Origin of the sequence: Pseudomonas sp. MWU16-30323 (genome assembly GCF_020515595.1) — a bacterium.
Lineage (GTDB): Bacteria > Pseudomonadota > Gammaproteobacteria > Pseudomonadales > Pseudomonadaceae > Aquipseudomonas > Aquipseudomonas yamanorum.
Window position 1 is genome coordinate 17,228 of sequence record NZ_JAIWYM010000002.1, and the last position, 25,958, is coordinate 43,185.

The window sequence follows — 25,958 nt, forward strand, 5'->3', positions numbered from 1 at the left end:
GCAGTGGGTCAGTCAATACATCAGGTGACTGTCACACCGCCTTCGCGAGCAAGCCCGCTCCCACATTTTTGATCTACGTCTGACTTCAGTCCTACGGGGTCTGCTCAGCCAGCGCCACCGCACGGAACATCGCCCGGCGCTTGTTCAGCGTCTCTTCCCACTCCAGGGCCGGCACCGAGTCGGCCACAATCCCGCCGCCCGCCTGCACGTGCAGTTCGCCGTCCTTGATCACCGCCGTACGAATCGCGATCGCAGTGTCCATATTGCCGTTCCAGGCGAAATACCCCACCGCACCGCCATACACACCACGCTTGACCGGCTCCAGCTCGTCGATGATTTCCATCGCACGAATCTTCGGCGCGCCCGACAAGGTGCCCGCCGGCAGGATCGCCCGCAGTGCATCCATTGCCGTCAACCCAGCCTTCAGCTCGCCGGTGACGTTGGACACGATGTGCATCACGTTGGAATAACGCTCGATCACCATCTTCTCGGTGAGTTTCACCGAGCCGATTTCCGAGACACGCCCGGTGTCGTTGCGGCCCAGGTCGATCAGCATCAAGTGCTCGGCGATTTCCTTGTCGTCGCTCAGCAGGTCCTGCTCCAGCGCCAGGTCCGCTTCCTCGGTCGCACCGCGAGGGCGCGTGCCGGCAATCGGGCGCACGGTGATCAGGTTGTCTTCCACACGCACCAGCACTTCCGGCGAACTGCCTACCACATGGAAGTCGCCAAAGTTGAAGAAGTACATGTACGGCGTCGGGTTGAAGCAGCGCAACGCCCGGTACAGATCGATGGGCGCGGCCTTGAAGTCGATGGACATGCGTTGCGACGGCACCACCTGCATGCAGTCACCGGCAAGGATATATTCCTTGATGGTATCGACGGCACGCTCGTAGTCATCCTGGGTAAAGCTGGAGCGGAACACCGGGTCAGCCGCCGGTGGACGGCTAAGGTCCAGGCCGCGACGCGGGGTGATTGGCTGGCGCAGTTTTTCCAGCAACGCTTCGAGGCTGGCCTGGCCTTGCTCGAACGCGTCGGCCTGGGAAGGGTCGGCCAACACAATCGCGTGCATCTTGCCCGCGAGGTTGTCGAACACCACCACCGCGTCGGAAACCATCAGCAGAATGTCCGGCACGCCCAACGGATCAGGGTTCGGGGATTTGCCCAGGCGTTTTTCCACGTAGCGCACGCAGTCGTAGCCGAAGTAACCCACCAGGCCACCGTTGAAGCGCGGCAGGCCGGCGATGGTCGGCACGTTGTAGCGCGCCTTGAACTCCTCGACGAAGGCCAGCGGGTCTTCCACGTCGTGGCTTTCAATCTCGACGCCGTCCAGGGTGATGCTCACATGGTGATCATGTACCCGCAGCACCGTACGGCACGGCAGGCCGATGATCGAATAACGACCCCATTTCTCGCCGCCCTGCACCGACTCCAGCAGATAGGAGTTGGGCTCGTCGGCCAGTTTCAGGTAGATCGACAATGGCGTGTCGAAGTCGGCCAGGGTTTCGCAGGCCATGGGGATACGGTTGTAGCCGGCAGCGGCCAAACGCAGGAATTCTTCGCGGATCATGGGGTGCCTCGTGGCTTGAGGGTCTAACGGTCAGGTGTGCAAACGTGCCGCAGCGCGGCCAGGATCAGTCAGGCGCGCCAACGCCAGCGGGCCAGGGCCTTGATGACTTTCATCCAGAGTTTGCGAGTGACCACCACGATGGGATTTCCAGAAGGGGATGGAACAGCGTCGGGCAACGTTATCTCAGCGCCCGCTCCCAAGCAACCGGGGATTAACAGGCGCAGGTCATCAATCACCAGCGCCGGGGATTCCTCGGCAATCGGCCGGCCATGGTTGTAGCCGTAACTCAAGGCCACGCACTTGACCCCCGCCGCTTTCGCCGCCAGCACATCGCTGCGTGAATCGCCGACAAACAGCGATTGGGACGCCGGAATATTGGCCATTTTCATCACGAAAAACAGTGCCGCCGGATCGGGCTTCTTCTGCGGCAAGGTATCGCCACCGATGATCCAGCGGAAATACCGGCCGATCTTCATCTGGTCCAACAAAGGCGCGACAAAGCGCTCCGGTTTGTTGGTGATCAGGGCCATTTCCACGCCCTGCTTGTGCAGCCATTTAAGGGTGTCGCGCACGCCGGGATAAACCACGGTCAGCTCGTGGCCGTTTTCATAGGCCACGTTGAACAACTCAAGGGCGTGCTCGGCCTCCACCTCATCGACACCCTCGGCCTCGATGTTGTTGGCCAGGGCCCGGCGCACCAGCATCTGCACGCCGTTGCCAACCCACTCGCGCACCGACTCGATGCCCGCTGGCTTGCGCCCCAGCTTGAGCAGCATCTGGTCCACCGCCGCCGCCAGGTCCGGCACCGAATCGATCAACGTACCGTCCAGATCGAACATCACCAACCGTGGCAGTTTGCCGGGGAACAACTGCTCAAAGCCACTCATGGACGCGCCAGCGCCAGTTCTGCGCGCATCTTGGCGATCACTTCCTGATAGTCCGGGGCATTGAAAATCGCCGAGCCGGCCACAAAGGTGTCGGCACCCGCTGCGGCGATTTCGCGGATGTTGTTGGCGTTGACGCCACCGTCGATCTCAAGGCGGATATCACGGCCCGAGGCATCGATCAGCGCCCGTGCTTCACGCAGCTTGTTGAGGGTGCCGGGGATGAACTTCTGCCCGCCGAAGCCTGGGTTGACGCTCATCAACAGGACCATGTCGACCTTGTCCATCACGTACTCAAGCACGCTCAGCGGGGTGGCCGGGTTGAACACCAGGCCGGCCTTGCAACCGCCCTCGCGGATCAGTTGCAGAGTGCGGTCCACGTGCAGCGTGGCTTCCGGGTGGAACGTGATGTAGGTCGCACCGGCCTCGATGAAGTCACCGACGATGCGGTCCACCGGGCTGACCATCAAGTGCGCGTCGATGGGCGCGGTCACGCCGTATTTGCGCAGGGCGGCGCAGACCATCGGACCAATGGTCAGGTTCGGCACATAGTGGTTGTCCATGACATCGAAGTGAACGAAGTCGGCACCGGCGGCCAACACCTTGTCCACTTCCTCACCCAGGCGGGCGAAGTCGGCGGAGAGAATCGATGGAGCAATGACGAAGGGCTGCATGACGCACCTTTTTGAGCTAAATCACGATGGCGCGCATTGTATACCTCATGCTTTGCCGCGCGCACCGTGACCTCGCTCAATGGTTAGAACGCAGCCCGGTAGATTTTCTCGATATCCGCGGCGCTGAGCTTGCGCGGATTGTTGCGCATCAGGCGTTCGATCCCCGCGGCCTCTATGGCCATGGCCGGGATGGCGTCTTCGGGCACACCGAAGCTGCGCAGGCCGGACGGGATCTCCACTGCGGCACACAGTCTCGTCATCGCCTCGACGGCCTGATCCGCCGCCTCCACGGCACTCAGCCCCGTGACGTTCACGCCCATGGCCTCGGCAATCTCCTGCATGCGCTCCACGCATGCCAGCTTGTTCCAATGCATCACGTAGGGCAGCAGCAAGGCATTGCTCACGCCGTGGGCGATGTTGAAGCGCCCGCCCAGTGGATAGGCCAACGCATGCACCGCGCCCACGCCGGCATTCCCGAACGCCATCCCGGCCATCAGGCTGGCGGTGGCCATGTCGTCACGGGCTTGCAGGTTGAGCGGATTGGCGTAGGCCTTGGGCAATGCCTTGGCGATCAGCTTGATCGCACCGATGGCCAGCGCATCAGTGATCGGCGAGGCATTCAGCGACAAGTAGGACTCGATGGCATGCACCAGTGCATCCACGCCACTGGCGGCCGTCACGCTGCGGGGGCAGGTCAGGGTCATTTGGGGGCTGATCAGGGCCACGTCCGGTAGCAGGAAGTCGCTGACGATGCCTTTTTTCAGTTGCGCGACCTTGTCCGACAGAATCGCCACGTTGGTCACTTCAGAACCGGTGCCGGCGGTGGTAGGAATCGCGATCAGCGGCGGGCCTTTGCGCGGCACCTGGTCCACGCCGAACAGGTCGGCCAGGGCACCGTGGTAACCGGCGTAGGCCGCCACGCTCTTGGCGATGTCGATCGCACTGCCGCCGCCGACGCCGATCAGGCCATCGTGCCCGCCTTCGCGGTAGACACGCATGCAGTCCTCGACGATGGCGATTTCCGGGTCGGGCAGCACGCGGTCGAAAATTTCATAGGTCCGCTCACCCAGGTGCGCCAGCGCCAGCGCCACGGTGCCGGACTTGACCAGCGCCGCGTCAGTGACAATCAGCGGGTTGTCGACATCCAGCCGCGTCAGCTCGGCGGCCAGTTGCTCGATGGCGCCTGGGCCGGTGAGCAGTTTATGGGCGATCTTGAATGAGGAAGTACTCATGTGCGCGGCCTCTTATCAGTTATGGGCTGGCACAAGGATAGCGTCTGATTACGGGTTGTCTGCCATTCAGCCGCTGAATGGCACGTTCCCTGTGGGAGCTGGCTTGCCTGCGATAGCATCAACTCGGTGCAACTGAAAAACCGAGTCGCCCGCATCGCAGGCAAGCCAGCTCCCACATTTGACCGAGAGCCGGCCTTTAGACCTGCGCAGTACGCAGCTTTTCACTGCGCCCCCGCAGCCATTCCAGGGTCAGCAACAGCACCACCGAGAACGCAATCAACAAGGTCGCCGCTGCGGCAATGGTGGGGCTGAGGTTTTCGCGGATGCCGCTGAACATCTGGCGCGGCAAGGTCGCCTGTTCGGGCCCGGCGAGGAACAGCGTCACCACCACTTCATCAAACGAGGTGGCAAAGGCAAACAGCGCCCCGGAAATCACCCCCGGCGCAATCAGCGGCAAGGTCACCCGGCGAAACGCCGTCAGCGGTGATGCGCCCAGGCTGGCCGCCGCCCGCACCAGGTTATGGTTGAACCCCTGCAAGGTCGCCGACACCGTGATGATCACAAACGGCACGCCCAGCACCGCGTGCACCACGATCAACGAGAAGAAGCTGTTGCCCAGGCCCAGCGGTGCGAAGAACAGGTAACTGGCCACGCCGATAATCACCACCGGCACCACCATCGGCGAAATCACCAGGGCCATGACCAGCGCCTTGCCGGGGAAATGCCCACGGGTCAGGCCGATCGCTGCCAAGGTGCCGAACACCATCGCCAGCACCGTCGCCGCCGGGGCCACGATGATGCTGTTCTTCAGGGCCCGCATCCATTCCGCCGAGCCGAAGAAGTCCTGGTACCAGTGCAGCGAGAAACCTTGCAGCGGGTAGACCAGGAAACTTCCGCTGTTGAACGACAGCGGGATGATCACCAGCACCGGCAAGATCAGGAACAACAGGATCAGGCCGCAGAGAATCCGCAAGCTGTAGAACCAGACCCGTTCCACGGGCGACATATAAGGGCTCAGCATCGCAACGGTCTCCTTAGCTCAGGCGCAGGCGGCTGGCGCCCACCAGCCAGTTGTAGATCAGGTACAGCACCACGGTGGCCAGCAGCAGCAAGCCGCCCAGGGCCGTGGCCATGCCCCAGTTGATGCTGGTGTTGGTGTAGAAGGCCACGAAGTAGCTGACCATCTGGTCGTTCGGGCTGCCCAGCAAGGCCGGGGTGATGTAATAGCCAATCGCCAAAATGAACACCAACAGGCAGCCGGCGCCAACGCCGGCGTAGGTCTGCGGGAAGTACACGCGCCAGAAGCTGGCGAATGGGTGGCAGCCCAGGGAAATTGCCGCTCGCATGTAGGTGGGCGAGATGCCCTTCATTACGCTGTAGATCGGCAAGATCATGAACGGCAACAGGATGTGCACCATGGAGATGTAGACCCCCAGCCGGTTGAACACCAACTCGACGGGTTTATCGATCAGCCCCATTCCCATCAGCGCGCTGTTGATCAAGCCGCCGGACTGCAGCAACACGATCCAGGCCGCCACGCGCACCAATACCGAGGTCCAGAACGGCAGCAGCACCAGGATCATCAGCAGGTTGCTTTGCCGTGCCGGCAAGTTGGCCAGCAGGTAAGCCAACGGGTAGGCCAGCAGCAGGCAGCACACGGTGATGACCAGGCCCATCCAGAACGTACGGGCGAAGATATCGAGGTAGATCGCCTGGTCCGGAGTGGCCGGGGCGATTTCGCCGAGGTCGTCGATGCGATGATCCACGGCGGCCAGCAGGTAGTAAGGCGTGAGACTGCTGGTGTTGCGCCGGATCGCCTGCCAGTACGCCGGGTCACCCCAGCGTTCGTCGAGGTTTTCCAGCGCTTCTTTATAAGAGGCAGGCGCTTCGGTAAACGGCAGCGCCCGCGCGGTTTTCGTCAGCAGGCTGCGATAGCCCGCCAGTTCCATGTTCAAGCGTTTTGAGAGGTCGCCCAGGGTCGAGTTTTTCCGGGCTTCGCCCAGGTCCTCGCTGATGGCCTGGTACACCGGCTCGCCGGGCAGGCCACGACCGTCCCAGGCGGTTACCGCTACCACCGTGCGCGGCAGGCCACCCACCACTTCCGGGTTGCCGACGCTTTTGTAGAGCAGCGCCACAATCGGCACCAGGAACACCAGCAGCAAAAACACCACCAGCGGCGCGATCAAGGCCTGGGCCTTCCAGCGGTTGAGCCGCTCGGCACGCGCCAGGCGCTGTTTCAGGGTGGGGCTGGGAATGGCGATGGCCATGGCGAACTCCGGGTTCTTAAACATGAATGCAAAACGTTGGTGTGGCGCTTGTCCTGTGGCGAGGGAGCTTGCTCCCGCTGGGCTGCGAAGCGGCCCCAAAAGATGGGACTGCTGCGCAGTCCAGCGGGAGCAAGCGCCCTCGCCACAAGGTGGGTGTCACATTGGAGACCGGGTTACTTGGCCGCCCACGCGTTAAAGCGCTGCTCCAGTTGCTCACCGTTATCCGCCCAGAAGCTCACGTCGATCTGCACCTGGTTGGCGATGTTTTCCGGGGTCGTCGGCATATCCTTCAGGATGTCCTTGGCCAGCAACGGTACGGCTTGGGTATTAGCCGGGCCGTAGGCGATGTTTTCCGAGTAGGTCTTCTGCTGCTGCGGCTGCACCGAGAAGGCGATGAACTTCTTCGCCGCGTCAGCACGGTCCTTGGCCAGTCCTTTTGGAATGGCCCAGGCGTCGAAGTCGTAGATCCCGCCGTTCCACACCACTTTCAGGTTGCTTTCTTTCTGCACGGCGGCGATCCGGCCGTTGTAGGCAGAACTCATCACGACGTCACCAGAAGCGAGGTACTGCGGCGGTTGGGCGCCCGCTTCCCACCACTGGATATACGGCTTGAGTTCATCGAGTTTCTTGAACGCGCGGTCCTGGCCATCTTTGCCGGCCAGCACTTTGTACACATCCTTCGGCGCCACACCGTCAGCCATCAAGGCGAACTCCAGGGTGTACTTGGCGCCCTTGCGCAGGCCACGCTTGCCCGGGAATTTCTTGGTGTCCCAGAAATCTGCCCAGCCGCCTGGCGGTGCTTTGAGTTTGTCGGCGTTGTAGGCCAGCACGGTGGACCATACGAAGAAGCCAACGCCGCAGGGCTGGATCGCGCCCTTCACGTAGTCGCCCGGGTTGCCGAACAGTTTCGGGTCCAGGGGTTCGAACATGTCTTCGTCACAACCACGGGACAGTTCCGGTGACTCCACTTCCACCAGGTCCCAGGACACGCTCTTGGTGTCGACCATGGCTTTGACCTTGGCCATTTCACCGTTGTACTCGCCGGCGACAATCTTGCCGTTGCCCGCGCTTTCCCACGGGGCGTAGAAGGCCTTGACCTGCGCCGCCTTGTTCGCGCCACCGAAGGACACGACCGTCAAATCGGGGCCTGCCATGGCCTGTGTCGCACCCATCAGGCTCAAAGCCAGGGCGGAATATTTCAGGGATCTCAACATTGTTGTTCTCTCCACGTGCGAGGTTGGTGAAGCAAGGGGGCGATCAATTCGCCTCTAGAAGTGGGTCGAGTGCGCGAACGTGCTCGACCTGCCAGCCAATCGGTACCACGTCGCCGACCGCCAGGGCCGTGTCCAGCTCGGCGATCGGTTGTTTCACAAAAAAATCGGACTTGCCGCAGACTTCCAGGCGCACCCGCACGTGGTCGCCCAGGTAGATGAATTCGGCCACGCGCCCGGAGAAACGGTTGACGCAGCTTTCGCTGGAACCATTCAGGCTGACGCGCTCCGGGCGTACCGACAGGGTCACCGGACCGCCGACCTGGCCAACGTTCACCGCCAGCGCCTCGACCTTTTCGCCGCGCGCCAACTCGACCACGCAGCGGTCGCCGGTGTGGCTGTGCAGGCGGCCATTGAGACGGTTGTTCTCGCCGATGAAGTTGGCGACGAAGGTGTTTTTCGGCTCTTCATACAGGGTGCGCGGGGCGGCGATCTGCTGGATCTCGCCCTGGTGGAAAACCGCCACCCGGTCGGACATGGTCAATGCTTCGCCCTGGTCGTGGGTCACGTACACCACGGTCACGCCGAGGCGCTGGTGCAGGTGCTTGATCTCCATCTGCATGTGTTCGCGCAGTTGCTTGTCGAGGGCGCCGAGGGGTTCGTCCATCAGCACCAGCTGTGGCTCGAACACCAGCGCCCGGGCCAGGGCCACCCGCTGTTGCTGGCCGCCGGAGAGTTGCGCCGGGTAGCGTTGGGCGAAGGCATCGAGCTGGACCATGCTCAGCACACGCTTGACCCGCTCGCTGATGTCGGTCTTGCTCAGGCCGCGTACAGAGAGCGGAAACGCCAGGTTCTCGGAGACCGTCATGTGGGGGAACAGCGCGTAGTTCTGGAACACCATGCCGATGTCACGCTTGTGGGGCGGCACGTTGTTGATGGAACGACCGGCCAGCTGGATCTCGCCGGCGGTGGGGGTTTCGAAGCCGGCGAGCATCATCAGGCTGGTGGTCTTGCCCGAGCCGGACGGCCCGAGCAGGGTCAGGAACTCGCCCTTGCGAATCTCCAGGTTGAGGTCTTTGACGATCAGGTTCTCGCCGTCGTAGCTCTTCTGCACGCCACGAAAGCTGACCAGCACATCATTTGAATCCACCTCGCTCATACCCGCACCTTTTTGTTTTGGACTGCCATGGACCCAGCGTAGTCCAGCCGCAAGCCCGCGAAAATCGGGGGCCCGGAGAGATTGGCATCAGCAGGATGGAAGGTTTGGGGTAGGGATCGCCCTACACGGATGGCGGGCACAGAACAGTGCGACAGCTGCAGGTGGCAGGAATGGGTTTTCTAGCGGCACAGGGTGGTCGCAAATAGATAGGCGGCTATAGAAGCTTGTGCTCCATGGCGTACTTCACCAGTTCCGCCAGGGAGGTGATGTTGAGCTTTTGCATCAAGCGCGCCTTGTGGGTGCTGATGGTTTTGCTGCTCAATGCCAACTGCTGGGCGATGTCGTTGACGTTGGCGCCCTGGGCCAGGCGCTCGAAGACCGAGAACTCGCGCTCCGACAACAGCGAATGCAGCGGCCGGGAGTCGGTCAGGCCGACCTCGAAGACCATGCGGTCCGCCAGGTCCGGGTCGATATACCGCCCGCCCGCCGCAACCTTGCGGATCGCCGTCAGCAGCAGCGCCGGGTCACTGTCCTTGGTGGCATAACCGGCGGCACCGACCTTCAGGGCGCGGGCGGCCATTTGCGCTTCGTCGTGCATTGACAGCACCAGGATCGCCGGGGGGTTGTTCAGCGCACGAATCCGCGGGATGGCTTCCAGGCCGTTGACGCCGGGCATCGAGATGTCCAGCAACACCACCTCGCACGGCACATGGCGTAGGGTTTCCAGCAACTGCTCGCCATTGCTCGCCTCGCCCACCACCAGCAGGTCCTTGGCCAGGCCGATCAGTTGCTTGATGCCTTCGCGAACGATGGTGTGGTCTTCAGCTACCAGTACACGGATCACAGTGGACGTCCTCTTCTTTTGGTTATCAATCCAGCGGCACCGTCACACTCAGGGTGGTGCCTTCACCCAATGCGCTGTCCAGGCTCAACTGCCCGCCCATGATCAGCACCCGCTCGCGCATGCCCACCAGGCCAAACGATACCGGCCGCCCGGAGGCCTGGACGAAACCAATGCCATCGTCGCTGATGGTCAGGCGCAGGTGCGCGCCCTCCACCACCAGCGTCAGCTCGACAGTATGCGCCTGGGCATGGCGCATCACATTGGTCAGTGCCTCCTGCAGGATACGGAACAGGCCGATGGCCTTGGCGTCGCTCAATACCGGCAGGTTATCCGGCACCTGGACCAGGCAGGGAATCTGCGTACGGGCTTCAAAACGCCGGGCCTGCCATTCGATCGCTGAGGCGATCCCGGCGTCGAGAATCGGCGGGCGCAGCGCGGTGGCCACATCGCGCACCAGTTGGAACAGTTGCGCGATCAGGCGCTTCATGCTGTTCAGCCGCTCGTGCAGGCCGGGATCCAGTTGCGCGTAGGTCAGCTCGCACATCGAGGTTTCCAGCTTGAGCACGGTGAGCATTTGCCCCAGTTCGTCGTGCACTTCCCGGGCGATGCGGGCCTTCTCTTCCTCACGCACGGTTTCCAGGTGGGCCGACAATTCCCGCAGTTGCGCGCGGGAGGCGTCCAGCTCCAGCTCGATGCGTTTGCTCTCGCTGATGTCCCAGACAATGCCGTCCCAGACCACAGCGCCGTCTTCCAGGCGTCGGGTCACGGCCTTGATATCGGCCCAGCGCTGCTCGCCCAGGCGGGTCAGGATGCGGCCCTGCCAGGCCCAGTTGCTCTCGGTTTCGATGGCGTGGTCCTGGGTGCGGTGATAACTGGCGCGGTCGTCGGGATGCACCAGGCTGCGAATGCCCATGGCCGGGTGACTGAGCACTTCCGGCGCGTAACCTACCAGCCCCTCGCTGCCCTGGCTGATGTAGGCAAACTCGATCGCCTCGCTGCGCGGCAAGCGCTCCAGGCGAAACACCAGCCCCGGCACATTGGCGGCGATCCCTTGCAGCCGCGCCTCGCTTTCCTGCAAGGCCGCGAGGGCCCGGCGCCGCTCGGTGACGTCGTTGAGGTAGACCACCAGGTATTCGCCGTCGGCAAAGCGCAGGAAACTCAGGGACACGTCGGCCGGCAATACACTGCCATCGGCGCGCAGGCAATTGGTCGCAAAACTCTGCGGCCCGTCTTCGCTGGCCCGGGCGCGTTTCCACAGGTTGAGCCAGCGGTCCATGGTCAGCGTCGGGTCGAATTCGATCAGCGGTCGCTCGATCAGGGCGCCGGGAGCGTAGCCGAGCATGGTTTCTGCGGCCTGGTTGGCGTAGCGCACATGGCTGTCCCAATTGACCCAGAGGATGCCGACGGTGCTTTGGTCGATGGAGAACTGGGTCAGGCGCAAGGCTTCGGCACCGGCGGCCCGGGCGGCGCTTTCTTCCCGGGCGGCCAGCAGGTTGTGTTCCAGGCCGCGTTGCTGGCGGCGTTGCCAGAACACCACGGCCAGGCTGGCGAGCAAGAGAAGGCCGAGAAGCAAGGTGAGGTTTTGCCAGAACCCGGGAGACTCGGTCACACGAGGATATTTGGGCTGCAGCCAGCGGGTGTGCAACTGGTCCAGATCCCGCGCGGGAATCGCGCGCAAGGCGCTTTGCATGATGTCGGCCAACTCGGGCCAGTCGCGCCGCGTCGCCACCCGCAACAATTGCGGCAGGCCGATATCGCCCACCACGGCCAGGCCGGCGAACTCGGTTTCCCCAGACAACCGGCTCAATTGCGCCTCATCCACCACGGCATACCGGGCTTGCTGGCTTACCAGCAATTGCAGGGCCTGGCGCTCCATGGGCACGCCTTGCAGGTTGAGGCTCGGGTAGGTGCTGCGCAGGTAATCCGCCACCGCGCTGGGCATCCGCACGGCGACGCGGGATTGGTCGTCGAGTTTTTCCAGGTCTACCGACGTGCCTCCGTCGCGAATCCCGACGATGTGCTGGGGCACCCGCATGTACGGGTCAGAGAATAGCCACAGCCGCAGCCCGGCCGGGGTTTGCAGCAGCCCGGGAGCGAGGTCGACCTCGCCGTCACGCACGGCTGCCTCCAGTTGCTCCTGACTGGGAAAGTTGCGCCAGGTCAGCTCGATGTTCAGCGCCTTGGCCAGCCACTGCATCAATTCGACGTTGGCCCCGGACAGCCGCTGCAAGCGCCGATCGTATTGGGCATAAGGCGCCTGCAACACCAGGCCGACCCGCAAGTCGGGATGCCGGCCGAGCCATTCACGCTGGCTGGCATCGAGCTGCGCCTGGTGAGGGGCAGGCGCAGGCACGGCGCCCGCGATCAAGGGAAAGCATAAACAGCCGATAACCAGCAGGTAGCGAAAACCCATGATCCACGTCTCATCCACTGACAAATACTGACCAACCCATTAGGCTGCCGGAATCACTTCTGGCCGGAATTCAACGATGCCACTTTCCCACCGTTCGGCACTGCCAGCATTGTGCCTGTCGCTGCTGTTTACCAGCGCCTTTTGTGTCGAGGCTGCCGACACGCCCGCTCCGCCCCCGGAAAAACCGGTGGCGCGCCAACCCTTGCCGGAACGCAGCCAGGAAGAAGCCAATGCCCTGGAGCGACAAATCCCGCAGCAGGAACAGCAACAGTTGCAGGCGGGCAGCGATTCTTTCCTGGCCCTGTGGAAACCGGCCAACACTGGCGAACCTGAAGGCGTGGTGATTATCGTCCCGGGCAACGGCGAAAGTGCTGACTGGCCTCAAGCAATCGGGCCGTTGCGCCAGAAATTACCGGACGCGGCATGGGGCACCCTCAGTTTGTCCCTGCCGGACCTGACCCTGGACACGCTGCCGCCGCGCCTCATCGAATCGACCAAGGCGGCCGTGGACACCAGCAGCAAAGACGCGAGTACCGTCGCCAAACCCGTGGAGCAGGCCGCCAGCGCCGAAGCTGAAGGCACCGACCCGGCCGTGGTTCCGGGCAACGATGAACAAGACAAGACCGATGCCACGCGAATCTTTGCGCGCATTGACGCCGCCCTCGCCTTCGCCCAGACCCAGAATGCCCGCAGCGTTGTGCTGCTCGGCCACGGCACCGGCGCATGGTGGGCCGCGCGTTACCTGAGTGAAAAACAACCGGCGCAGGTGCAGAAATTCGTTATGGTGGCCGGGCAAACCCCGGTGGGCCGTGCCCCGGACCTGCAACAACTGGCACCGAAGCTGAAGTTGGCGACGGCAGACTTTTTCTATCAGGACGACACCCAGTCACGCAAGACCGCCCAGGAACGCTCCCAGGCCAGTAAGCGTTTGAAGAATGACAACTACAAACAAGTGTCCCTGAAGGCCTTCCCCGACAACAGCCCGGCCGGACAAGAGCAACTGTATCGGCGGATTCGCGGCTGGCTGAGCCCGCAAAATCCCGGGGACTGATCGCCGCTGTTGAAACTGATAAAGCTCAACTGTGGGTGGCTTGCCTGCGATACAGGCAACTCGGTTTCACTGATGCGCCGAGGTGATGCCATCGCAGGCAAACCAGCTCCCACAGTCAGCGAAAGTCTCGTCTTTCGCGAATCAGCGCATAGGCGTTGTGCAGCTCGCGGGTACGTTCGGTCGCCTCCCGCACCTGGGCTGGACTGGCACCACTGCCAGCAATCTTGTCCGGGTGGTGCCGGCTGAGCAGTCGCCGGTAAGCGCGTTTGATCACCGATGGCTCAGTGGTCGAGGTCACCCCCAGAATCCGTAGCGCCTCCTGATAGGCCCCGCCACGATTGGCCAACGGTTTGCGCTCTGGCTCGTAGTCAGCCGCCAGGGCCTGGATCTGCTGAACCGTCCAACCCAGCCATTTGCCCCATTGCTCAATCAACTCTCGCTCGGCGGTACTGGCCTTGCCGTCCGCCCAGGCCATGCGCCAACAGGCACGCAGCACACCTTCCGCCGCATGAGGCTGGGCCTTGAGCACGCCCAAATAACTGCGCACCCGGTCCGAGCCGGATTTGCCGCGATTGAACGCGGCAATCGCACGGCGCCGGGCCGGCTCGGACATGTCCAGCGAGCGCATTTCCTGGCGCGCCTGCTGGATATGCCCGTCCACTACCCGGCCATTACTCTTGGCCAGGCGGCCGAGCAACACGAACAGCAATTCGTCATTGCGCAGCGCCGGCCGACCGCCGAGGCGCTCACGTAGCTGCGCCCAGCTTTGCAGTTCCAAACGCCGGTCCAACGCCTGGCCCAGCAACGCGCCCAACATAGCCCCCGGAATGCTGGCAATGGCAAAGCCTGCCCCGGCTCCGATCAGAGTCCCTGGCCACAACATCCTAGTGCCCCGCTGTCAGCAGGGTTTCGACTTGCGCCAGGCGCTCCAGCGTCCCGACATCGATCCAGCGTCCGTTCATGTGTTCTCCTGTCACCAGTCCTTTCGCCATGGCATCACGCAGCAGCGGCGCCAGCTTGAAGGCCCCTGCGCTGCAACCCGCGAACAACTTCGGGTCGAGCACGGAAATGCCACTGAAGGTCAGGTTATCGGCACCGGGGGCGGCATCATGAAGCGCGCCGTCCTTTATGTAGAAGTCACCGCCGGACGGGTGATGGGCCGGATTGTCGACCATTACCAGGTGGGCCAGGCCATTCAACGGCTGGTTCAGGCTGGCGAAGTCATAGTCGGTCCAGATGTCGCCATTGACCACCAGGAACGGTTCGTCCCCCAGCAGCGGCAAGGCCTTGAAAATCCCGCCGCCGGTTTCCAGCGGCTCGCCTTCGGCCGAGTACTGGATACGTACGCCGTACTGCGCGCCGTCCCCCAGGTAACCTTCGATCTGCTGGCCGAGCCAGGCATGGTTGATGACGATATCGGTGAAGCCGGCTTTCGCCAGCGCCTCGAGGTGATACTCGATCAGGCGCTTGCCGCCGGCCTGGATCAGCGGCTTGGGCGTGTGCAGGGTGAGCGGGCGCATCCGCTCTCCTTTGCCGGCGGCCAGGATCATGGCCTTCATACCGCCGCCTCGACACGCAGGCTCGCCAGCAACTCACCCAGTTCGCTCAACTCTGGCCGGTCCGCGAGCACCGCCTCTATATAAGCAAAGAAGCGCGGCACGTCCGCCAGGTAGCGTGGTTTGCCATCGCGATGGCAAATGCGCGCGAAGATGCCGATCACCTTCAGGTGACGCTGCACGCCCATCAGATCACTGGCCCGCAGGAATTCTTCAAAGTCTGCCTGCACCGGTATGCCCAACTCGCCAGCACGCTGCCAATAACCGCGCTGCCATTCCCGCACGCGGGCCTGCGGCCAACTGAGGAACGCATCCTTGAACAGGCACGTGATGTCGTAGGTCACCGGGCCGTAGACCGCATCCTGGAAATCCAGCACGCCGGGGTTCGGCTCGCTGATCATCAGGTTGCGCGGCATATAGTCGCGATGCACCAGCACCTTGGGCTGGGCCAGGGCGCTGTTTATCAGGTGTTCGCTGACGCGCTGCCACAGGGCAAGTTGCCGCGCGTCGAGCTCGATGCCCAACTCCCGGCGAACGTACCATTCAGGAAACAATTCCAGCTCCCGACGTAACAGCGCGACGTCATAGCTGGGCAATGGCGCCTCCATCGGCAATTGCTGGAAAGCCAGCAACGCGTCGATGGCATCGGCGAACAATTGATCAGCATTTTGCTCGTCAATGACGTCCAGATAGGTTTTTTTCCCCAGGTCGTTAAGCAAAAGAAAGCCGCGAATCAGATCTTGCGCATAAATTTTCGGAACATTTATTCCCGATTGACCGAGCAAATGAGCGATATCGACGAAAGGTTTGCAGTTTTCCTGGGGGGGTGGAGCGTCCATTACGACAAAACTGCGACCTCCTCCGTCCCATCGGAAGTAACGCCTGAAACTCGCGTCACTGCTGGCCGCAGTCAACGTGGCCGGGGGTACGACACCCCAGCCCTGGGCGGTAAAAAGGCCGGGCAATTGCTCATCAAGCCAGACTTTCAGCTGTTGCAAACGTAGATCTTGGTCGGGCATTACAAGGGTCTCCGACGGCGCTAGCCGTCAAGCGGGTCATGCTTTATTATCACGCATCTTTTTCAGACCATCGAGAGGCGTGCGGCCCACACCGCGGGCAGATGGCACGCAGGAAGCCCGGACTAATAAGATGGCATTGAAATCCCCCGCGTTTCGTAGAAAATTTCCGTTGCTGGTAACCGGCAGTCTGCTGGCTATGCAACCTTTCGCCACCTCATTCGTGGTCGCCGCGGAACAGTATGACTGCTCAGTCTCTGCTTCGGGTGCCTGGGATTGCGCGCCGAAGACGGCCGCAGCCCCGCTGCCACCGCGCCCGGTGCATGACGGCAGTGCCGTCAGCTCCGCCAGTGGCACGCCGCAAGGCGAGTCCGGCGGCAGTGCCGAGGCCGTGCCGCAGACCACGCTGGTCACCGAAGCCAAGGGCCGTGGCCTGCGTTCGCGCAGCGCCGACTACAGCCATCTGGACTGGGTCCCTCGCGAGAAGCTCACCGCTGCGCAACTGGCCGAAACCGGCCCGTACTGCTCCGGCGCGTACATCGAGCCGATCCGTCCTGGCATGAACGACAAGACGAACAAGAGCGACGCGCCGACCTTTATCGGCGCCAAGGTCTCTCGTTACGAGCAGGAACAACAGATCGCCTCCCTGGCCGGTGACGTCGTCATGCGCCAGGGCAGCATGCAGGTCGAGGCCGACGAGGCCAACCTCTACCAGGCCGAGAACCGTGGCGAGCTGAACGGCAACGTCCGTCTGCGCGACAACGGCGCCCTGCTGGTGGGCGACCACGCTGAAGTCCAACTGGACACCGGCGCCGCCAAGGTCGACAACGCCGAATACGTGATGCACAAATCGCGCATCCGCGGCAACGCGCTGTACGCCAAGCGTGCCGAGAACGCGATCATCCGTCTCAAGGACGGTACGTACACCACCTGTGAGCCGAACAGCAACGCCTGGCAGCTCAAGGGCAACAACATCACGCTCAACCCGGCCACCGGTTTCGGTACGGCGACCAACGTGACGTTGCGAGTGAAGGACATTCCGATCCTTTACACCCCGTACATCTACTTCCCGATCGACAACCGTCGTCAATCCGGCTTCCTGCCGCCGAGCTTCAGCACCGGCAGCGAGACTGGCTTCACGTTGGTTACGCCGTACTACTTCAACCTGGCGCCGAACTACGATGCCACGTTGTACCCGCAATACATGACCAAGCGCGGCATGTTGATGGAAGGCGAATTCCGCTACCTCACCAAGTCCAGCGAAGGCCAGTTCGGCGGCGCGTACCTGAACGACGACAGCGACGAGCGCAAGCTGCAGACCGACTACGAAAAAACTCGTTATATGCTCAACTGGCAGCATAAGGGCGGGCTGGATTCCCGTGTAATGACCCAGGTCGATTACACCAATATCAGCGACCCTTATTACTTCCAGGATTTGAAGTCCTATCAGGAAGGGATCAAGACCCAGGATTACGTGAACCAGCAAGGTTCCGTGACCTATCGTGGTGATAGCTACCAGGCACGATTGAACCTGCAGGCTTACCAACTGGCGACGATTTCCCAGATCACTCCGTATGACCGCCTGCCGCAGATCACCTTCAATGGTGCGCTGCCATACCATCCGGGTGGGTTGAACTTCACTTACGAGACCGAAGCAGTACGCTTTGATCGAGATCTTGAGAACGGAACCTTCACCGATGAAAACGGCGCAGTATCGCGTCGTCTGGACACGTATGTAACAGGCCTGACCCGTGCAAACGGTACTCGCCTGAACGTCGCGCCAGCGGTCGAATACCCGATGAATACGACCTACGGTTTCATTACGCCGAAACTGAAGTATGTCTACACCAAGTACGATCTTGACCTTGATAGCACGGGCAAGAATGACATCCTCGTTGCGCAAGCAGCTGCAACCCCTGCCAATCCTTATGCTGGTGGCACCTTTAAAAGCTCCCAAGACCGTGCAATACCGGTCGCCAGTGTAGACAGTGGCCTGTACTTCGATCGCAATACCAACTGGTTCGGCAAAGACTACCGACAGACTCTCGAGCCTCGTGCGTACTACCTGTATGTACCGAATAAAGACCAAAGTGACATCCCTGTATTCGACAGCGGTGAGTACTCGTTCAGCTACGCGTCATTGTTCCGCGACAACCGTTTCAGCGGCACTGACCGTATCGGCGACGAGAACAAGCTGTCCCTCGGCTTGACCAGCCGCTGGATCGAAGAGAACGGTTTCGAACGTCAACGCGTTGCAATCGGCCAAGCCATCTACTTCAAGGATCGTGAAGTACAACTGCCTGGCATCCTCGCCAGCCAGCGTGCTGACGCGCAATCCAACGTCTCGCCGGTTGCCCTGGACTACGAGTTCCGCTTCAACCGCGACTGGCGCGCCACTGCCGACTATAACTGGGATACCGAAACGCATAGCCCACGCTCCGGCAGCGCGATGTTCCACTACCAGCCGGAAGACAACCCGAACAAGGTCATCAACGTCGGCTACCGCTACCGTAACGACCAGGTTGTCTACAACCAGCTGACCGGCAAATACCAGTTTGGTGGCGACTACGGCAGCCCTTCGGACCCGTCGACCTTCATCAAGGATTACTACAAAATCCAGCAACACGACTTCTCGATGATGTGGCCGATCGTTCCCCAGTGGAACCTGATCACCCGCTGGCAGTATGACTATGCCCGCAACCGTACCCTGGAAGCCTTCGGTGGTTTCGAGTACGACAACTGCTGCTGGAAACTGCGCGTCATCAACCGTTACTGGGTTTCCAACGACGAATACAGCCAGATCGCCCCGCTGAACGAAAAGGGTGACCACGGGCTCTTCTTCCAGATCGTCCTTAAAGGACTCGGCGGCCTGACCGGCGCCAAGGTAGAGAGCTTCCTCGACAAAGGCATTGAAGGTTATCGTGAACGTGAAGACCAAGCTTTCTGATTGTCTGCGCCCGCTGATGCTGGGCGCGCTGTTCCTGGGTACCGCCGCAGCTCACGCTGCGGTTCAACCGCTGGACAAGGTAGTGGCCATCGTCGATAACGACGTGATCATGCAGAGCCAACTGGACCAGCGGGTCAAGGAAGTTCAGCAAACCATCGCCAAGCGTGGTGGCGGCGTACCGCCGACCAGCGTGCTGGACCAGCAGGTGCTTGAGCGCCTGATCGTTGAGAACCTGCAATTGCAGATCGGCGATCGTTCCGGCATCCGTATCAGCGACGAAGAATTGAACCAGGCTGTCGGCACCATCGCCCAGCGCAACAACATGAGTGTTGATCAGTTCCGCGCCGCCCTGGCTCACGACGGCCTGTCCTATGAGGACGCCCGTGACCAGATTCGCCGCGAAATGATCATCAGCCGTGTGCGTCAGCGCCGTGTGGCCGAGCGGATTCAGGTGTCCGAGCAGGAAGTGAAGAACTTCCTGGCCTCTGACCTTGGCAAGATGCAGCTTTCCGAAGAACTGCACCTGGCCAACATTCTGGTTCCTACGCCAGACAGCGCCAACGCAGAACAGCTCAACGCTGCTGCGGCGAAAACCCAGGCTATCTATGACCGTCTCAAGCAAGGTGCTGACTTTGCCCAGATGGCCATTGCCCAGTCCGGCAGCGACAACGCCCTCGAAGGCGGTGACATGGGCTGGCGTAAAGCCGCGCAACTGCCACCACCGTTCGACCGCGAGCTGAGCGCCATGGAAGTCGGTGGCATTACCCAGCCTGCCCGTACGCCAGGCGGTTTCATCATCCTCAAGTTGCTCGGCAAGCGCGGTGGCGAAGAAGCCCAGATGAAGGACGAAGTTCACGTTCGTCACATCCTGGTCAAGCCAAGCGAGATCCGTACCGAAGCCCAAACCAAGGAACTGGCCCAGAAGCTCTATGACCGCATCGAAGCGGGCGAAGACTTCGGCGAGCTGGCGAAGAGCTATTCCGAAGACCCGGGTTCGGCGCTTAACGGCGGCGATCTGAACTGGATCGACCCGAAAGCACTGGTTCCCGAGTTCCAGGACGTCATGGCCAAGACTCCGCAAGGCGTACTGTCCAAGCCGTTCAAGACCCAATATGGCTGGCATGTGCTGGAAGTCCTTGGCCGTCGCGCCACTGACAACACCGCCCAAGCCCGCGAGCAACAAGCCCTGACCGTGCTGCGTAACCGCAAATACGACGAAGAGCTGCAAGCCTGGTTGCGTCAGATCCGTGACGAAGCCTACGTAGAGAACAAGCTTCCTGGCGCCGACCAAACAGGCACCGACCAGGCAGCCCAGTGAAACCCAAGCGTTTCGCATTGACACCCGGCGAGCCGGCCGGCATTGGTCCTGACCTGTGCCTGCTGCTCGCCTCGCACACCCAGCCACACCCCCTGATTGCCATTACCAGCCGCGACCTGCTCCTTGAGCGGGCCGCGCAGTTGGGCGTGGTTGTCGATCTGCTGTCGGTGGGCCCGGGCAACTGGCCTGACCTTCCGGCACCGGCAAACAGCCTGTACGTGTGGGATACCCCGCTGGCGGCCAAGGTCGTCGCCGGGCAACTGGACAAGGCCAACGCGGCCTTTGTCCTGGAAACCCTGACCCGGGCCGGTCAAGGCTGCATCGACGGCGATTTCGCGGGAATGATCACCGCCCCGGTGCACAAGGGTGTGATCAATGAGTCCGGGATCGCCTTTTCGGGCCATACCGAATTTCTCGCCGAGCTGACCCACACCGAACAAGTGGTAATGATGCTGGCAACGGGCGACCTGCGGGTGGCGCTGGTGACCACTCACCTGCCCCTGCGGGAGATTGCCGACGCCATTACCCCCGAGCGCCTGGAGCGTGTCACACGCATCCTGCACGCCGACCTGCAACAGAAATTCGGCATCGCCCAACCACGCATCCTGGTCTGCGGGCTCAACCCCCACGCCGGTGAAGGTGGCCACCTGGGCCATGAAGAAATCGACATCATCGAACCAACCCTGGAGCGTCTGCGCCTTGAGGGCATGGACCTGCGCGGCCCATTGCCTGCCGACACTCTGTTTACCCCCAAATATCTGGAGCACTGCGACGCAGTGCTGGCGATGTACCATGACCAGGGGCTGCCCGTGCTGAAGTACAAAGGCTTCGGCGCAGCCGTCAACGTGACGCTGGGCCTGCCGATCATCCGCACCTCCGTCGACCATGGCACCGCCCTGGACCTCGCAGGCAGCGGCAAGATCGATACCGGCAGCCTGCACGTGGCCCTGGAAACCGCCTATCAGATGGCCGAGACCCGTATATGACCGAGCATTACCAACACCGGGCGCGCAAGCGTTTCGGGCAAAACTTCCTGCACGACGCTGGCGTGATTGACCGCATCCTGCGCTCCATCCATGCCAAGCCCGAAGACCGCCTGCTGGAAATCGGCCCGGGCCAGGGCGCCCTGACCCAAGGCCTGTTGAAGAGCGGCGGCCAGCTGGACGTGGTTGAGTTGGACAAGGACCTGATCCCGATCCTCAACCAGCAGTTCGCCGGCATGCCCAACTTCAACCTGCACCAGGGCGATGCGCTGAAGTTCGACTTCACCAGCCTCAATGCAGCGCCCAACAGCCTGCGGGTGGTCGGCAACCTGCCGTACAACATCTCCACCCCGCTGATTTTTCACCTGCTGAACAACGCCGGCATCATCCGCGACATGCACTTCATGCTGCAAAAGGAAGTGGTCGAGCGTCTGGCCGCGGGCCCTGGCGGTGGTGACTGGGGTCGCCTGTCGATCATGGTTCAGTACCATTGCCGCGTAGAGCATCTGTTCAACGTCGGCCCGGGCGCGTTCAACCCGCCGCCGAAAGTCGACTCCGCCATCGTGCGCCTGGTGCCTCACGCGGTGCTGCCGCACCCAGCCAAAGACCACAAATTGCTGGAGCGCGTGGTGCGCGAGGCGTTCAACCAACGCCGCAAGACCTTGCGCAATACGCTGAAGGCTTTGCTCAGCAACGCCGAAATCGAAGCCGCCGGCGTCGACGGCGGCCTGCGCCCCGAGCAGTTGGACCTGGCCGCCTTCGTGCGCCTGGCTGACCAGCTCGCCATTCAGCCTGCGCCAGCGGCCGAATAAAGTAGAGTCGGGCACCGCCAGACAGCATGTCTGGCCTAGTGCCCACCACTTGGCCTAGACTGATCGGCATCCGCTGTTCCCCCGCTTTTGCTTTTAAGGCCTCTTGCATGTCCGATCCTCGTTATCAGATCGACGTCAGCGTCGTCACCCGCTTTCTGGCGGAACAATCGCAACCCGAGCAGAACCGTTTTGCGTTCGCCTACACCATTACCGTGCAAAACAACGGCGAGCTGCCTGCCAAGCTGCTGTCGCGCCACTGGGTCATCACCGACGGTGACGGCCAGGTCGAGGAAGTCCGCGGCGCCGGCGTGGTTGGCCAGCAACCGCTGATCGCCCCCGGCAAGAGCCACACCTACAGCAGCGGCACCGTCATGACCTCCCGCGTCGGCAACATGCAAGGCAGCTACCAGATGCTCGCCGAGGACGGCAAACACTTCGACGCCATCATCGCCCCGTTCCGCCTCGCGGTACCTGGAGCCCTGCACTGATGGCGACGTACGCCGTCGGCGACCTGCAAGGCTGCCTGGAACCGCTCAAGTGCCTGCTCGACCGCGTGGCCTTCGATCCGGCCAAGGATCGCCTGTGGCTGGTAGGCGACCTGGTCAACCGTGGCCCGCAATCCCTGGAAACCCTGCGCTTCCTTTATGGCATGCGCGATTCCCTGGTGTGTGTGCTGGGTAACCATGACCTGCACCTGCTGGCCGCCGGCAATAACGTCGAGCGCCTGAAAAAGGGCGACACCCTGCGGGAAATCCTCGAAGCGCCGGACCGCACCGAGCTGCTTGACTGGCTGCGCCGGCAAAAAATCATGCACTACGACGAGAGCCGCGACACCGCGCTGGTGCATGCCGGGATTCCACCGCAGTGGACGCTGAAGAAAGCCCTCAAGTGCGCCGCCGAAGTCGAGGCTGCCCTGGCCGACGACAACCTGTACACGGCCTACCTGGATGGCATGTACGGCAACGATCCCGTGAAGTGGGACAACGAACTCACCGGCGTCGCCCGCCTTCGGGTAATCACCAACTACTTCACCCGCATGCGCTTCTGCACCGCCGAAGGCAAACTGGACCTCAAGAGCAAGGAAGGCGCCGACACCGCGCTGCCCGGCTACAAGCCCTGGTTTGCCCACAAGGAACGCAAGACCCGTGAAACGAAGATCATCTTCGGCCACTGGGCAGCCCTGGAAGGCAAATGTGATGAACCTGGCGTCTTCGCCCTCGACACCGGCTGCGTGTGGGGCGGCGCCATGACCCTGATGAACATCGACACCGGCGAACGCGTGAGCTGCCAGTGCGAAGCCCCCATTCCCGAACAACTGCAGGCCACGGCAAAGCGCTGAGCTGCGCTTTCACACAGGCCAAAGGAGCCCGCCATGACTGAATTCAAACGTATCCCTCCCGAGCAAGCCCAGGCCCTGCGCGAGCAAGGCGCGGTGGTTGTCGACATCCGTGACCAGCCGACCTACATCGCCGGCCACATCAGTGGCGCGCAGCATCTGGATAACCACAACATCGCCGATTTCATCCGTGCCGCCGACCTCGACGCTCCGGTGATTGTGGCGTGCTACCACGGCAACTCCAGCCAAAGCGCCGCAGCCTATCTGGTGAGCCAGGGTTTCTCCGACGTCTATAGCCTGGACGGTGGCTTTGAGCTATGGCGTACGACCTATCCTGCAGAAATTGCCGCAGGCGACGCGCAATAATTTTTTTCAAACCCCGCTACCCCGCGTGACGCTTGGCCTCGCGCCGTTTCTGACGAACGGCGCGGCCAAACTAATTACGTATCGCGCCTTGACCTCCCGGATTCCGAACTATCCTTAAGCGCAGGCCATCCGAATCAGGGGAGAGCCGGTACACCGGCGTGCGGGTCATCGGTAGCGTTTCAGGGTGTTCTGGGGGGAAAACGGCCATTGGTGTCCACCAATGGCTGCCAGCATCGACTGATTGATCCGGCGTCGGCTCCACGTATCGAGCGAGGTGACGACGTCATGAGTATTTTTAGCCACTTCCAACAACGCTTCGAGTCCACCCGCCAGGAAGAGCTCTCGCTTCAGGAGTATCTCGAACTGTGCAAAAAGGACCGCAGCGCCTACGCGTCTGCCGCTGAACGCCTGCTCTTGGCGATCGGCGAGCCGGAGCTGGTGGACACCGCAGCCAATTCGCGCCTGTCGCGAATTTTCTCGAACAAGGTGATCCGTCGCTACCCGGCCTTTGAAGACTTCCACGGCATGGAAGAATGCATTGACCAGATCGTCTCGTATTTCCGCCATGCCGCCCAAGGCCTGGAAGAGAAGAAACAGATCCTCTACCTGCTCGGTCCCGTCGGCGGCGGCAAGTCGTCCCTGGCCGAGAAGCTCAAACAACTGATCGAGAAGGTGCCGTTCTACGCCATCAAGGGCTCGCCCGTGTTCGAGTCGCCCCTGGGGCTGTTCAACGCCACGGAAGATGGCGCGATCCTCGAAGAAGACTTCGGCATTCCACGGCGCTACCTGAACACCATCATGTCGCCGTGGGCGACCAAGCGCCTGGCCGAGTTCGGCGGCGACATCAGCCAGTTCAGGGTGGTGAAGCTCTATCCATCGATCCTCAACCAGATCGCCGTGGCCAAGACCGAACCGGGTGACGAGAACAACCAGGACATCTCGGCGCTGGTGGGTAAGGTCGATATCCGCAAACTGGAAGAATTCCCGCAGAACGACGCCGACGCGTACAGCTACTCGGGCGCACTGTGCCGGGCCAACCAGGGCCTGATGGAGTTCGTGGAGATGTTCAAGGCCCCTATCAAGGTGCTGCACCCACTGCTCACCGCCACACAGGAAGGTAACTACAACAGCACCGAGGGCCTGGGGGCGATTCCGTTTACCGGGATCCTGCTGGCCCACTCCAACGAATCGGAATGGCACACCTTCCGCAACAACAAGAACAACGAAGCCTTCATCGACCGGATCTACATCGTCAAGGTGCCGTACTGCCTGCGGGTCAGCGATGAAATCAAGATCTACGACAAGCTGCTGTTCAACAGCTCCCTGGCCAAGGCCCATTGCGCGCCTGACACCCTGAAGATGCTGGCCCAGTTCACCGTGCTGTCGCGCCTCAAGGAGCCGGAAAACTCCAACATCTACTCGAAGATGCGGGTGTACGACGGCGAAAACCTCAAGGACACCGATCCGAAGGCCAAGTCGATCCAGGAATACCGCGATACCGCGGGCGTTGACGAGGGCATGAACGGCCTGTCGACACGCTTTGCGTTCAAGATCCTGTCCAAGGTCTTCAACTTCGACCCCCACGAAATCGCCGCCAACCCGGTGCACCTGCTGTATGTGCTGGAACAGCAGATCGAACAGGAACAATTCCAGGCCGAAACCCGCGAGCGCTACCTGCGCTTCCTCAAGGAATACCTGGCACCGCGCTACATCGAGTTCATCGGCAAGGAAATCCAGACCGCGTACCTGGAGTCCTACAGCGAATACGGCCAGAACATCTTCGACCGCTACGTGCTGTACGCAGACTTCTGGATCCAGGACCAGGAATACCGCGACCCGGAAACCGGCGAGATTCTCAACCGCGTGGCCCTCAACGAGGAGCTGGAAAAGATCGAAAAACCCGCCGGCATCAGCAATCCGAAGGATTTCCGCAACGAAATCGTCAACTTCGTGCTGCGCGCCCGGGCCAACAACAACGGCAAGAACCCTACCTGGCTCAGCTACGAAAAGCTGCGGGTGGTCATCGAGAAGAAAATGTTCTCCAACACCGAGGATCTGCTGCCAGTCATCAGCTTCAACGCCAAGGCCAGCAAGGAGGACCAGCAAAAACACAACGACTTCGTCACTCGAATGGTCGAGCGTGGCTACACCGACAAACAGGTACGACTGCTCTCCGAGTGGTACCTGCGAGTCCGGAAATCGCAGTAAGGCAGCGACAAGCGTGCAATGCCAGGCTCCCGGTACGCCGGACAGCCTGGCAATCGACCGCTTGTCTTTAAGCTTCCAGCTTGCCGCTTGAAGCTTGTAACTTGAAGCTGCCCG

General features: G+C 61.8%; 22 protein-coding genes. 9 read left to right on the top strand and 13 right to left on the bottom strand.

What is annotated here, in order from left to right; all coding sequences use genetic code 11:
* Positions 1-91: 91 nt before the first annotated feature.
* The 10 genes from trpE to LIY45_RS03060 all read right to left on the bottom strand — a co-directional run bounded on the left by trpE (position 92) and on the right by LIY45_RS03060 (position 12,251).
* Positions 92-1,567 carry an anthranilate synthase component I gene (trpE, locus tag LIY45_RS03015; RefSeq protein ID WP_226475277.1) on the bottom strand — a complete coding sequence of 492 codons (1,476 nt, stop codon included), beginning with the start codon at positions 1,565-1,567 and terminating at the stop codon, positions 92-94.
* Positions 1,568-1,635: 68 nt separating this feature from the next.
* Entirely contained in the window at positions 1,636-2,454 is an 819-nt protein-coding gene (locus tag LIY45_RS03020; protein WP_017476339.1) for a phosphoglycolate phosphatase, read from the bottom strand.
* A complete protein-coding gene (gene rpe / locus LIY45_RS03025) occupies positions 2,451-3,125 on the bottom strand; it encodes a ribulose-phosphate 3-epimerase (protein ID WP_226475278.1) in 675 nt (224 codons plus the stop codon). Before rpe ends, LIY45_RS03020 begins: the two co-directional genes overlap by 4 nt.
* 83 nt (positions 3,126-3,208) lie before the next feature.
* On the bottom strand, positions 3,209-4,357 hold the full coding sequence (locus LIY45_RS03030; protein ID WP_226475280.1) for an iron-containing alcohol dehydrogenase: 1,149 nt from the start codon (positions 4,355-4,357) through the stop codon (positions 3,209-3,211).
* Positions 4,358-4,553: 196 nt separating this feature from the next.
* Positions 4,554-5,378, bottom strand: coding sequence for an ABC transporter permease (locus tag LIY45_RS03035; protein ID WP_003210970.1), 825 nt, complete (start codon positions 5,376-5,378; stop codon positions 4,554-4,556).
* A gap of 13 nt (positions 5,379-5,391) precedes the next feature.
* Positions 5,392-6,624 (bottom strand): ABC transporter permease, encoded by a 1,233-nt coding sequence (locus LIY45_RS03040; RefSeq protein WP_010167250.1) that lies wholly within the window; start codon positions 6,622-6,624, stop codon positions 5,392-5,394.
* Positions 6,625-6,797: 173 nt separating this feature from the next.
* Entirely contained in the window at positions 6,798-7,838 is a 1,041-nt protein-coding gene (locus LIY45_RS03045) for an ABC transporter substrate-binding protein (RefSeq protein WP_010167251.1), read from the bottom strand.
* A 43-nt stretch (positions 7,839-7,881) separates the two neighbouring features.
* Positions 7,882-8,994 carry an ABC transporter ATP-binding protein gene (locus LIY45_RS03050; protein WP_063026781.1) on the bottom strand — a complete coding sequence of 371 codons (1,113 nt, stop codon included), beginning with the start codon at positions 8,992-8,994 and terminating at the stop codon, positions 7,882-7,884.
* A 214-nt stretch (positions 8,995-9,208) separates the two neighbouring features.
* The gene (locus LIY45_RS03055) at positions 9,209-9,838 is read right to left on the bottom strand and encodes a response regulator transcription factor (RefSeq protein ID WP_003210977.1); all 630 of its coding nucleotides are present in this window, start codon (positions 9,836-9,838) and stop codon (positions 9,209-9,211) included.
* A gap of 25 nt (positions 9,839-9,863) precedes the next feature.
* A complete protein-coding gene (locus tag LIY45_RS03060) occupies positions 9,864-12,251 on the bottom strand; it encodes a sensor histidine kinase (RefSeq protein WP_226475282.1) in 2,388 nt (795 codons plus the stop codon).
* Positions 12,252-12,327: 76 nt separating this feature from the next.
* Between LIY45_RS03060 and LIY45_RS03065 the strand changes: the two genes are divergently transcribed.
* A complete protein-coding gene (locus tag LIY45_RS03065) occupies positions 12,328-13,302 on the top strand; it encodes an alpha/beta hydrolase family protein (RefSeq protein WP_226475284.1) in 975 nt (324 codons plus the stop codon).
* A gap of 115 nt (positions 13,303-13,417) precedes the next feature.
* Here the strand turns inward: LIY45_RS03065 and LIY45_RS03070 are convergent, their stop codons facing one another.
* Genes LIY45_RS03070 through LIY45_RS03080 form a run of 3 tightly spaced genes read right to left on the bottom strand, consistent with a single transcriptional unit; the run spans position 13,418 to position 15,877 of the window.
* Positions 13,418-14,185, bottom strand: a complete 768-nt coding sequence (locus LIY45_RS03070) for a TerB family tellurite resistance protein (protein ID WP_226475286.1) — start codon at positions 14,183-14,185, stop codon at positions 13,418-13,420.
* Between the two features lies 1 nt (position 14,186).
* The gene (murU, locus tag LIY45_RS03075; protein ID WP_226475288.1) at positions 14,187-14,861 is read right to left on the bottom strand and encodes an N-acetylmuramate alpha-1-phosphate uridylyltransferase MurU; all 675 of its coding nucleotides are present in this window, start codon (positions 14,859-14,861) and stop codon (positions 14,187-14,189) included.
* Positions 14,858-15,877, bottom strand: coding sequence for a phosphotransferase (locus tag LIY45_RS03080; RefSeq protein ID WP_226475290.1), 1,020 nt, complete (start codon positions 15,875-15,877; stop codon positions 14,858-14,860). The genes murU and LIY45_RS03080 overlap by 4 nt, the downstream gene beginning before the upstream one ends.
* A gap of 130 nt (positions 15,878-16,007) precedes the next feature.
* On the opposite strand from LIY45_RS03080, the gene LIY45_RS03085 reads away from it, so the two are divergent.
* The 8 genes from LIY45_RS03085 (at position 16,008) to LIY45_RS03120 (ending at position 25,844) form a co-directional block, all read left to right on the top strand.
* On the top strand, positions 16,008-18,821 hold the full coding sequence (locus LIY45_RS03085; protein WP_226475292.1) for an LPS-assembly protein LptD: 2,814 nt from the start codon (positions 16,008-16,010) through the stop codon (positions 18,819-18,821).
* Positions 18,796-20,139 (top strand): peptidylprolyl isomerase, encoded by a 1,344-nt coding sequence (locus tag LIY45_RS03090; RefSeq protein ID WP_226475294.1) that lies wholly within the window; start codon positions 18,796-18,798, stop codon positions 20,137-20,139. Before LIY45_RS03085 ends, LIY45_RS03090 begins: the two co-directional genes overlap by 26 nt.
* Positions 20,136-21,125, top strand: coding sequence for a 4-hydroxythreonine-4-phosphate dehydrogenase PdxA (pdxA, locus tag LIY45_RS03095; protein WP_226475295.1), 990 nt, complete (start codon positions 20,136-20,138; stop codon positions 21,123-21,125). The genes LIY45_RS03090 and pdxA overlap by 4 nt, the downstream gene beginning before the upstream one ends.
* Positions 21,122-21,934, top strand: coding sequence for a 16S rRNA (adenine(1518)-N(6)/adenine(1519)-N(6))-dimethyltransferase RsmA (gene rsmA, locus LIY45_RS03100; protein WP_226475296.1), 813 nt, complete (start codon positions 21,122-21,124; stop codon positions 21,932-21,934). The genes pdxA and rsmA overlap by 4 nt, the downstream gene beginning before the upstream one ends.
* Before the next feature lie 107 nt (positions 21,935-22,041).
* Positions 22,042-22,422 carry a Co2+/Mg2+ efflux protein ApaG gene (apaG, locus tag LIY45_RS03105; RefSeq protein WP_017476354.1) on the top strand — a complete coding sequence of 127 codons (381 nt, stop codon included), beginning with the start codon at positions 22,042-22,044 and terminating at the stop codon, positions 22,420-22,422.
* Complete coding sequence (locus tag LIY45_RS03110; RefSeq protein WP_226475297.1) at positions 22,422-23,273, top strand: symmetrical bis(5'-nucleosyl)-tetraphosphatase; 852 nt, start codon at positions 22,422-22,424, stop codon at positions 23,271-23,273. The genes apaG and LIY45_RS03110 overlap by 1 nt, the downstream gene beginning before the upstream one ends.
* Positions 23,274-23,306: 33 nt before the next feature.
* Positions 23,307-23,636, top strand: coding sequence for a thiosulfate sulfurtransferase GlpE (gene glpE / locus LIY45_RS03115; protein WP_088423358.1), 330 nt, complete (start codon positions 23,307-23,309; stop codon positions 23,634-23,636).
* Positions 23,637-23,921: 285 nt separating this feature from the next.
* Complete coding sequence (locus LIY45_RS03120) at positions 23,922-25,844, top strand: PrkA family serine protein kinase (protein WP_003210999.1); 1,923 nt, start codon at positions 23,922-23,924, stop codon at positions 25,842-25,844.
* Positions 25,845-25,958 lie beyond the last annotated feature (114 nt).

What these genes read in the sequence shown, in the direction of transcription:
- LIY45_RS03110 (WP_226475297.1), top strand. Translation starts at nt 22,422, where the DNA reads ATGGCGACGTACGCCGTCGGCGACCTGCAAGGCTGCCTGGAACCGCTC.
- rsmA (WP_226475296.1), top strand. Translation starts at nt 21,122, where the DNA reads ATGACCGAGCATTACCAACACCGGGCGCGCAAGCGTTTCGGGCAAAAC.
- LIY45_RS03050 (WP_063026781.1), bottom strand. Translation starts at nt 8,994, where the DNA reads ATGAGCGAGGTGGATTCAAATGATGTGCTGGTCAGCTTTCGTGGCGTG.
- LIY45_RS03080 (WP_226475290.1), bottom strand. Translation starts at nt 15,877, where the DNA reads ATGCCCGACCAAGATCTACGTTTGCAACAGCTGAAAGTCTGGCTTGAT.
- apaG (WP_017476354.1), top strand. Translation starts at nt 22,042, where the DNA reads ATGTCCGATCCTCGTTATCAGATCGACGTCAGCGTCGTCACCCGCTTT.
- trpE (WP_226475277.1), bottom strand. Translation starts at nt 1,567, where the DNA reads ATGATCCGCGAAGAATTCCTGCGTTTGGCCGCTGCCGGCTACAACCGT.
- LIY45_RS03060 (WP_226475282.1), bottom strand. Translation starts at nt 12,251, where the DNA reads ATGGGTTTTCGCTACCTGCTGGTTATCGGCTGTTTATGCTTTCCCTTG.
- murU (WP_226475288.1), bottom strand. Translation starts at nt 14,861, where the DNA reads ATGAAGGCCATGATCCTGGCCGCCGGCAAAGGAGAGCGGATGCGCCCG.
- LIY45_RS03040 (WP_010167250.1), bottom strand. Translation starts at nt 6,624, where the DNA reads ATGGCCATCGCCATTCCCAGCCCCACCCTGAAACAGCGCCTGGCGCGT.
- LIY45_RS03030 (WP_226475280.1), bottom strand. Translation starts at nt 4,357, where the DNA reads ATGAGTACTTCCTCATTCAAGATCGCCCATAAACTGCTCACCGGCCCA.
- rpe (WP_226475278.1), bottom strand. Translation starts at nt 3,125, where the DNA reads ATGCAGCCCTTCGTCATTGCTCCATCGATTCTCTCCGCCGACTTCGCC.
- LIY45_RS03045 (WP_010167251.1), bottom strand. Translation starts at nt 7,838, where the DNA reads ATGTTGAGATCCCTGAAATATTCCGCCCTGGCTTTGAGCCTGATGGGT.
- LIY45_RS03020 (WP_017476339.1), bottom strand. Translation starts at nt 2,454, where the DNA reads ATGAGTGGCTTTGAGCAGTTGTTCCCCGGCAAACTGCCACGGTTGGTG.
- LIY45_RS03070 (WP_226475286.1), bottom strand. Translation starts at nt 14,185, where the DNA reads ATGTTGTGGCCAGGGACTCTGATCGGAGCCGGGGCAGGCTTTGCCATT.
- LIY45_RS03120 (WP_003210999.1), top strand. Translation starts at nt 23,922, where the DNA reads ATGAGTATTTTTAGCCACTTCCAACAACGCTTCGAGTCCACCCGCCAG.
- LIY45_RS03035 (WP_003210970.1), bottom strand. Translation starts at nt 5,378, where the DNA reads ATGCTGAGCCCTTATATGTCGCCCGTGGAACGGGTCTGGTTCTACAGC.
- LIY45_RS03085 (WP_226475292.1), top strand. Translation starts at nt 16,008, where the DNA reads ATGGCATTGAAATCCCCCGCGTTTCGTAGAAAATTTCCGTTGCTGGTA.
- LIY45_RS03065 (WP_226475284.1), top strand. Translation starts at nt 12,328, where the DNA reads ATGCCACTTTCCCACCGTTCGGCACTGCCAGCATTGTGCCTGTCGCTG.
- glpE (WP_088423358.1), top strand. Translation starts at nt 23,307, where the DNA reads ATGACTGAATTCAAACGTATCCCTCCCGAGCAAGCCCAGGCCCTGCGC.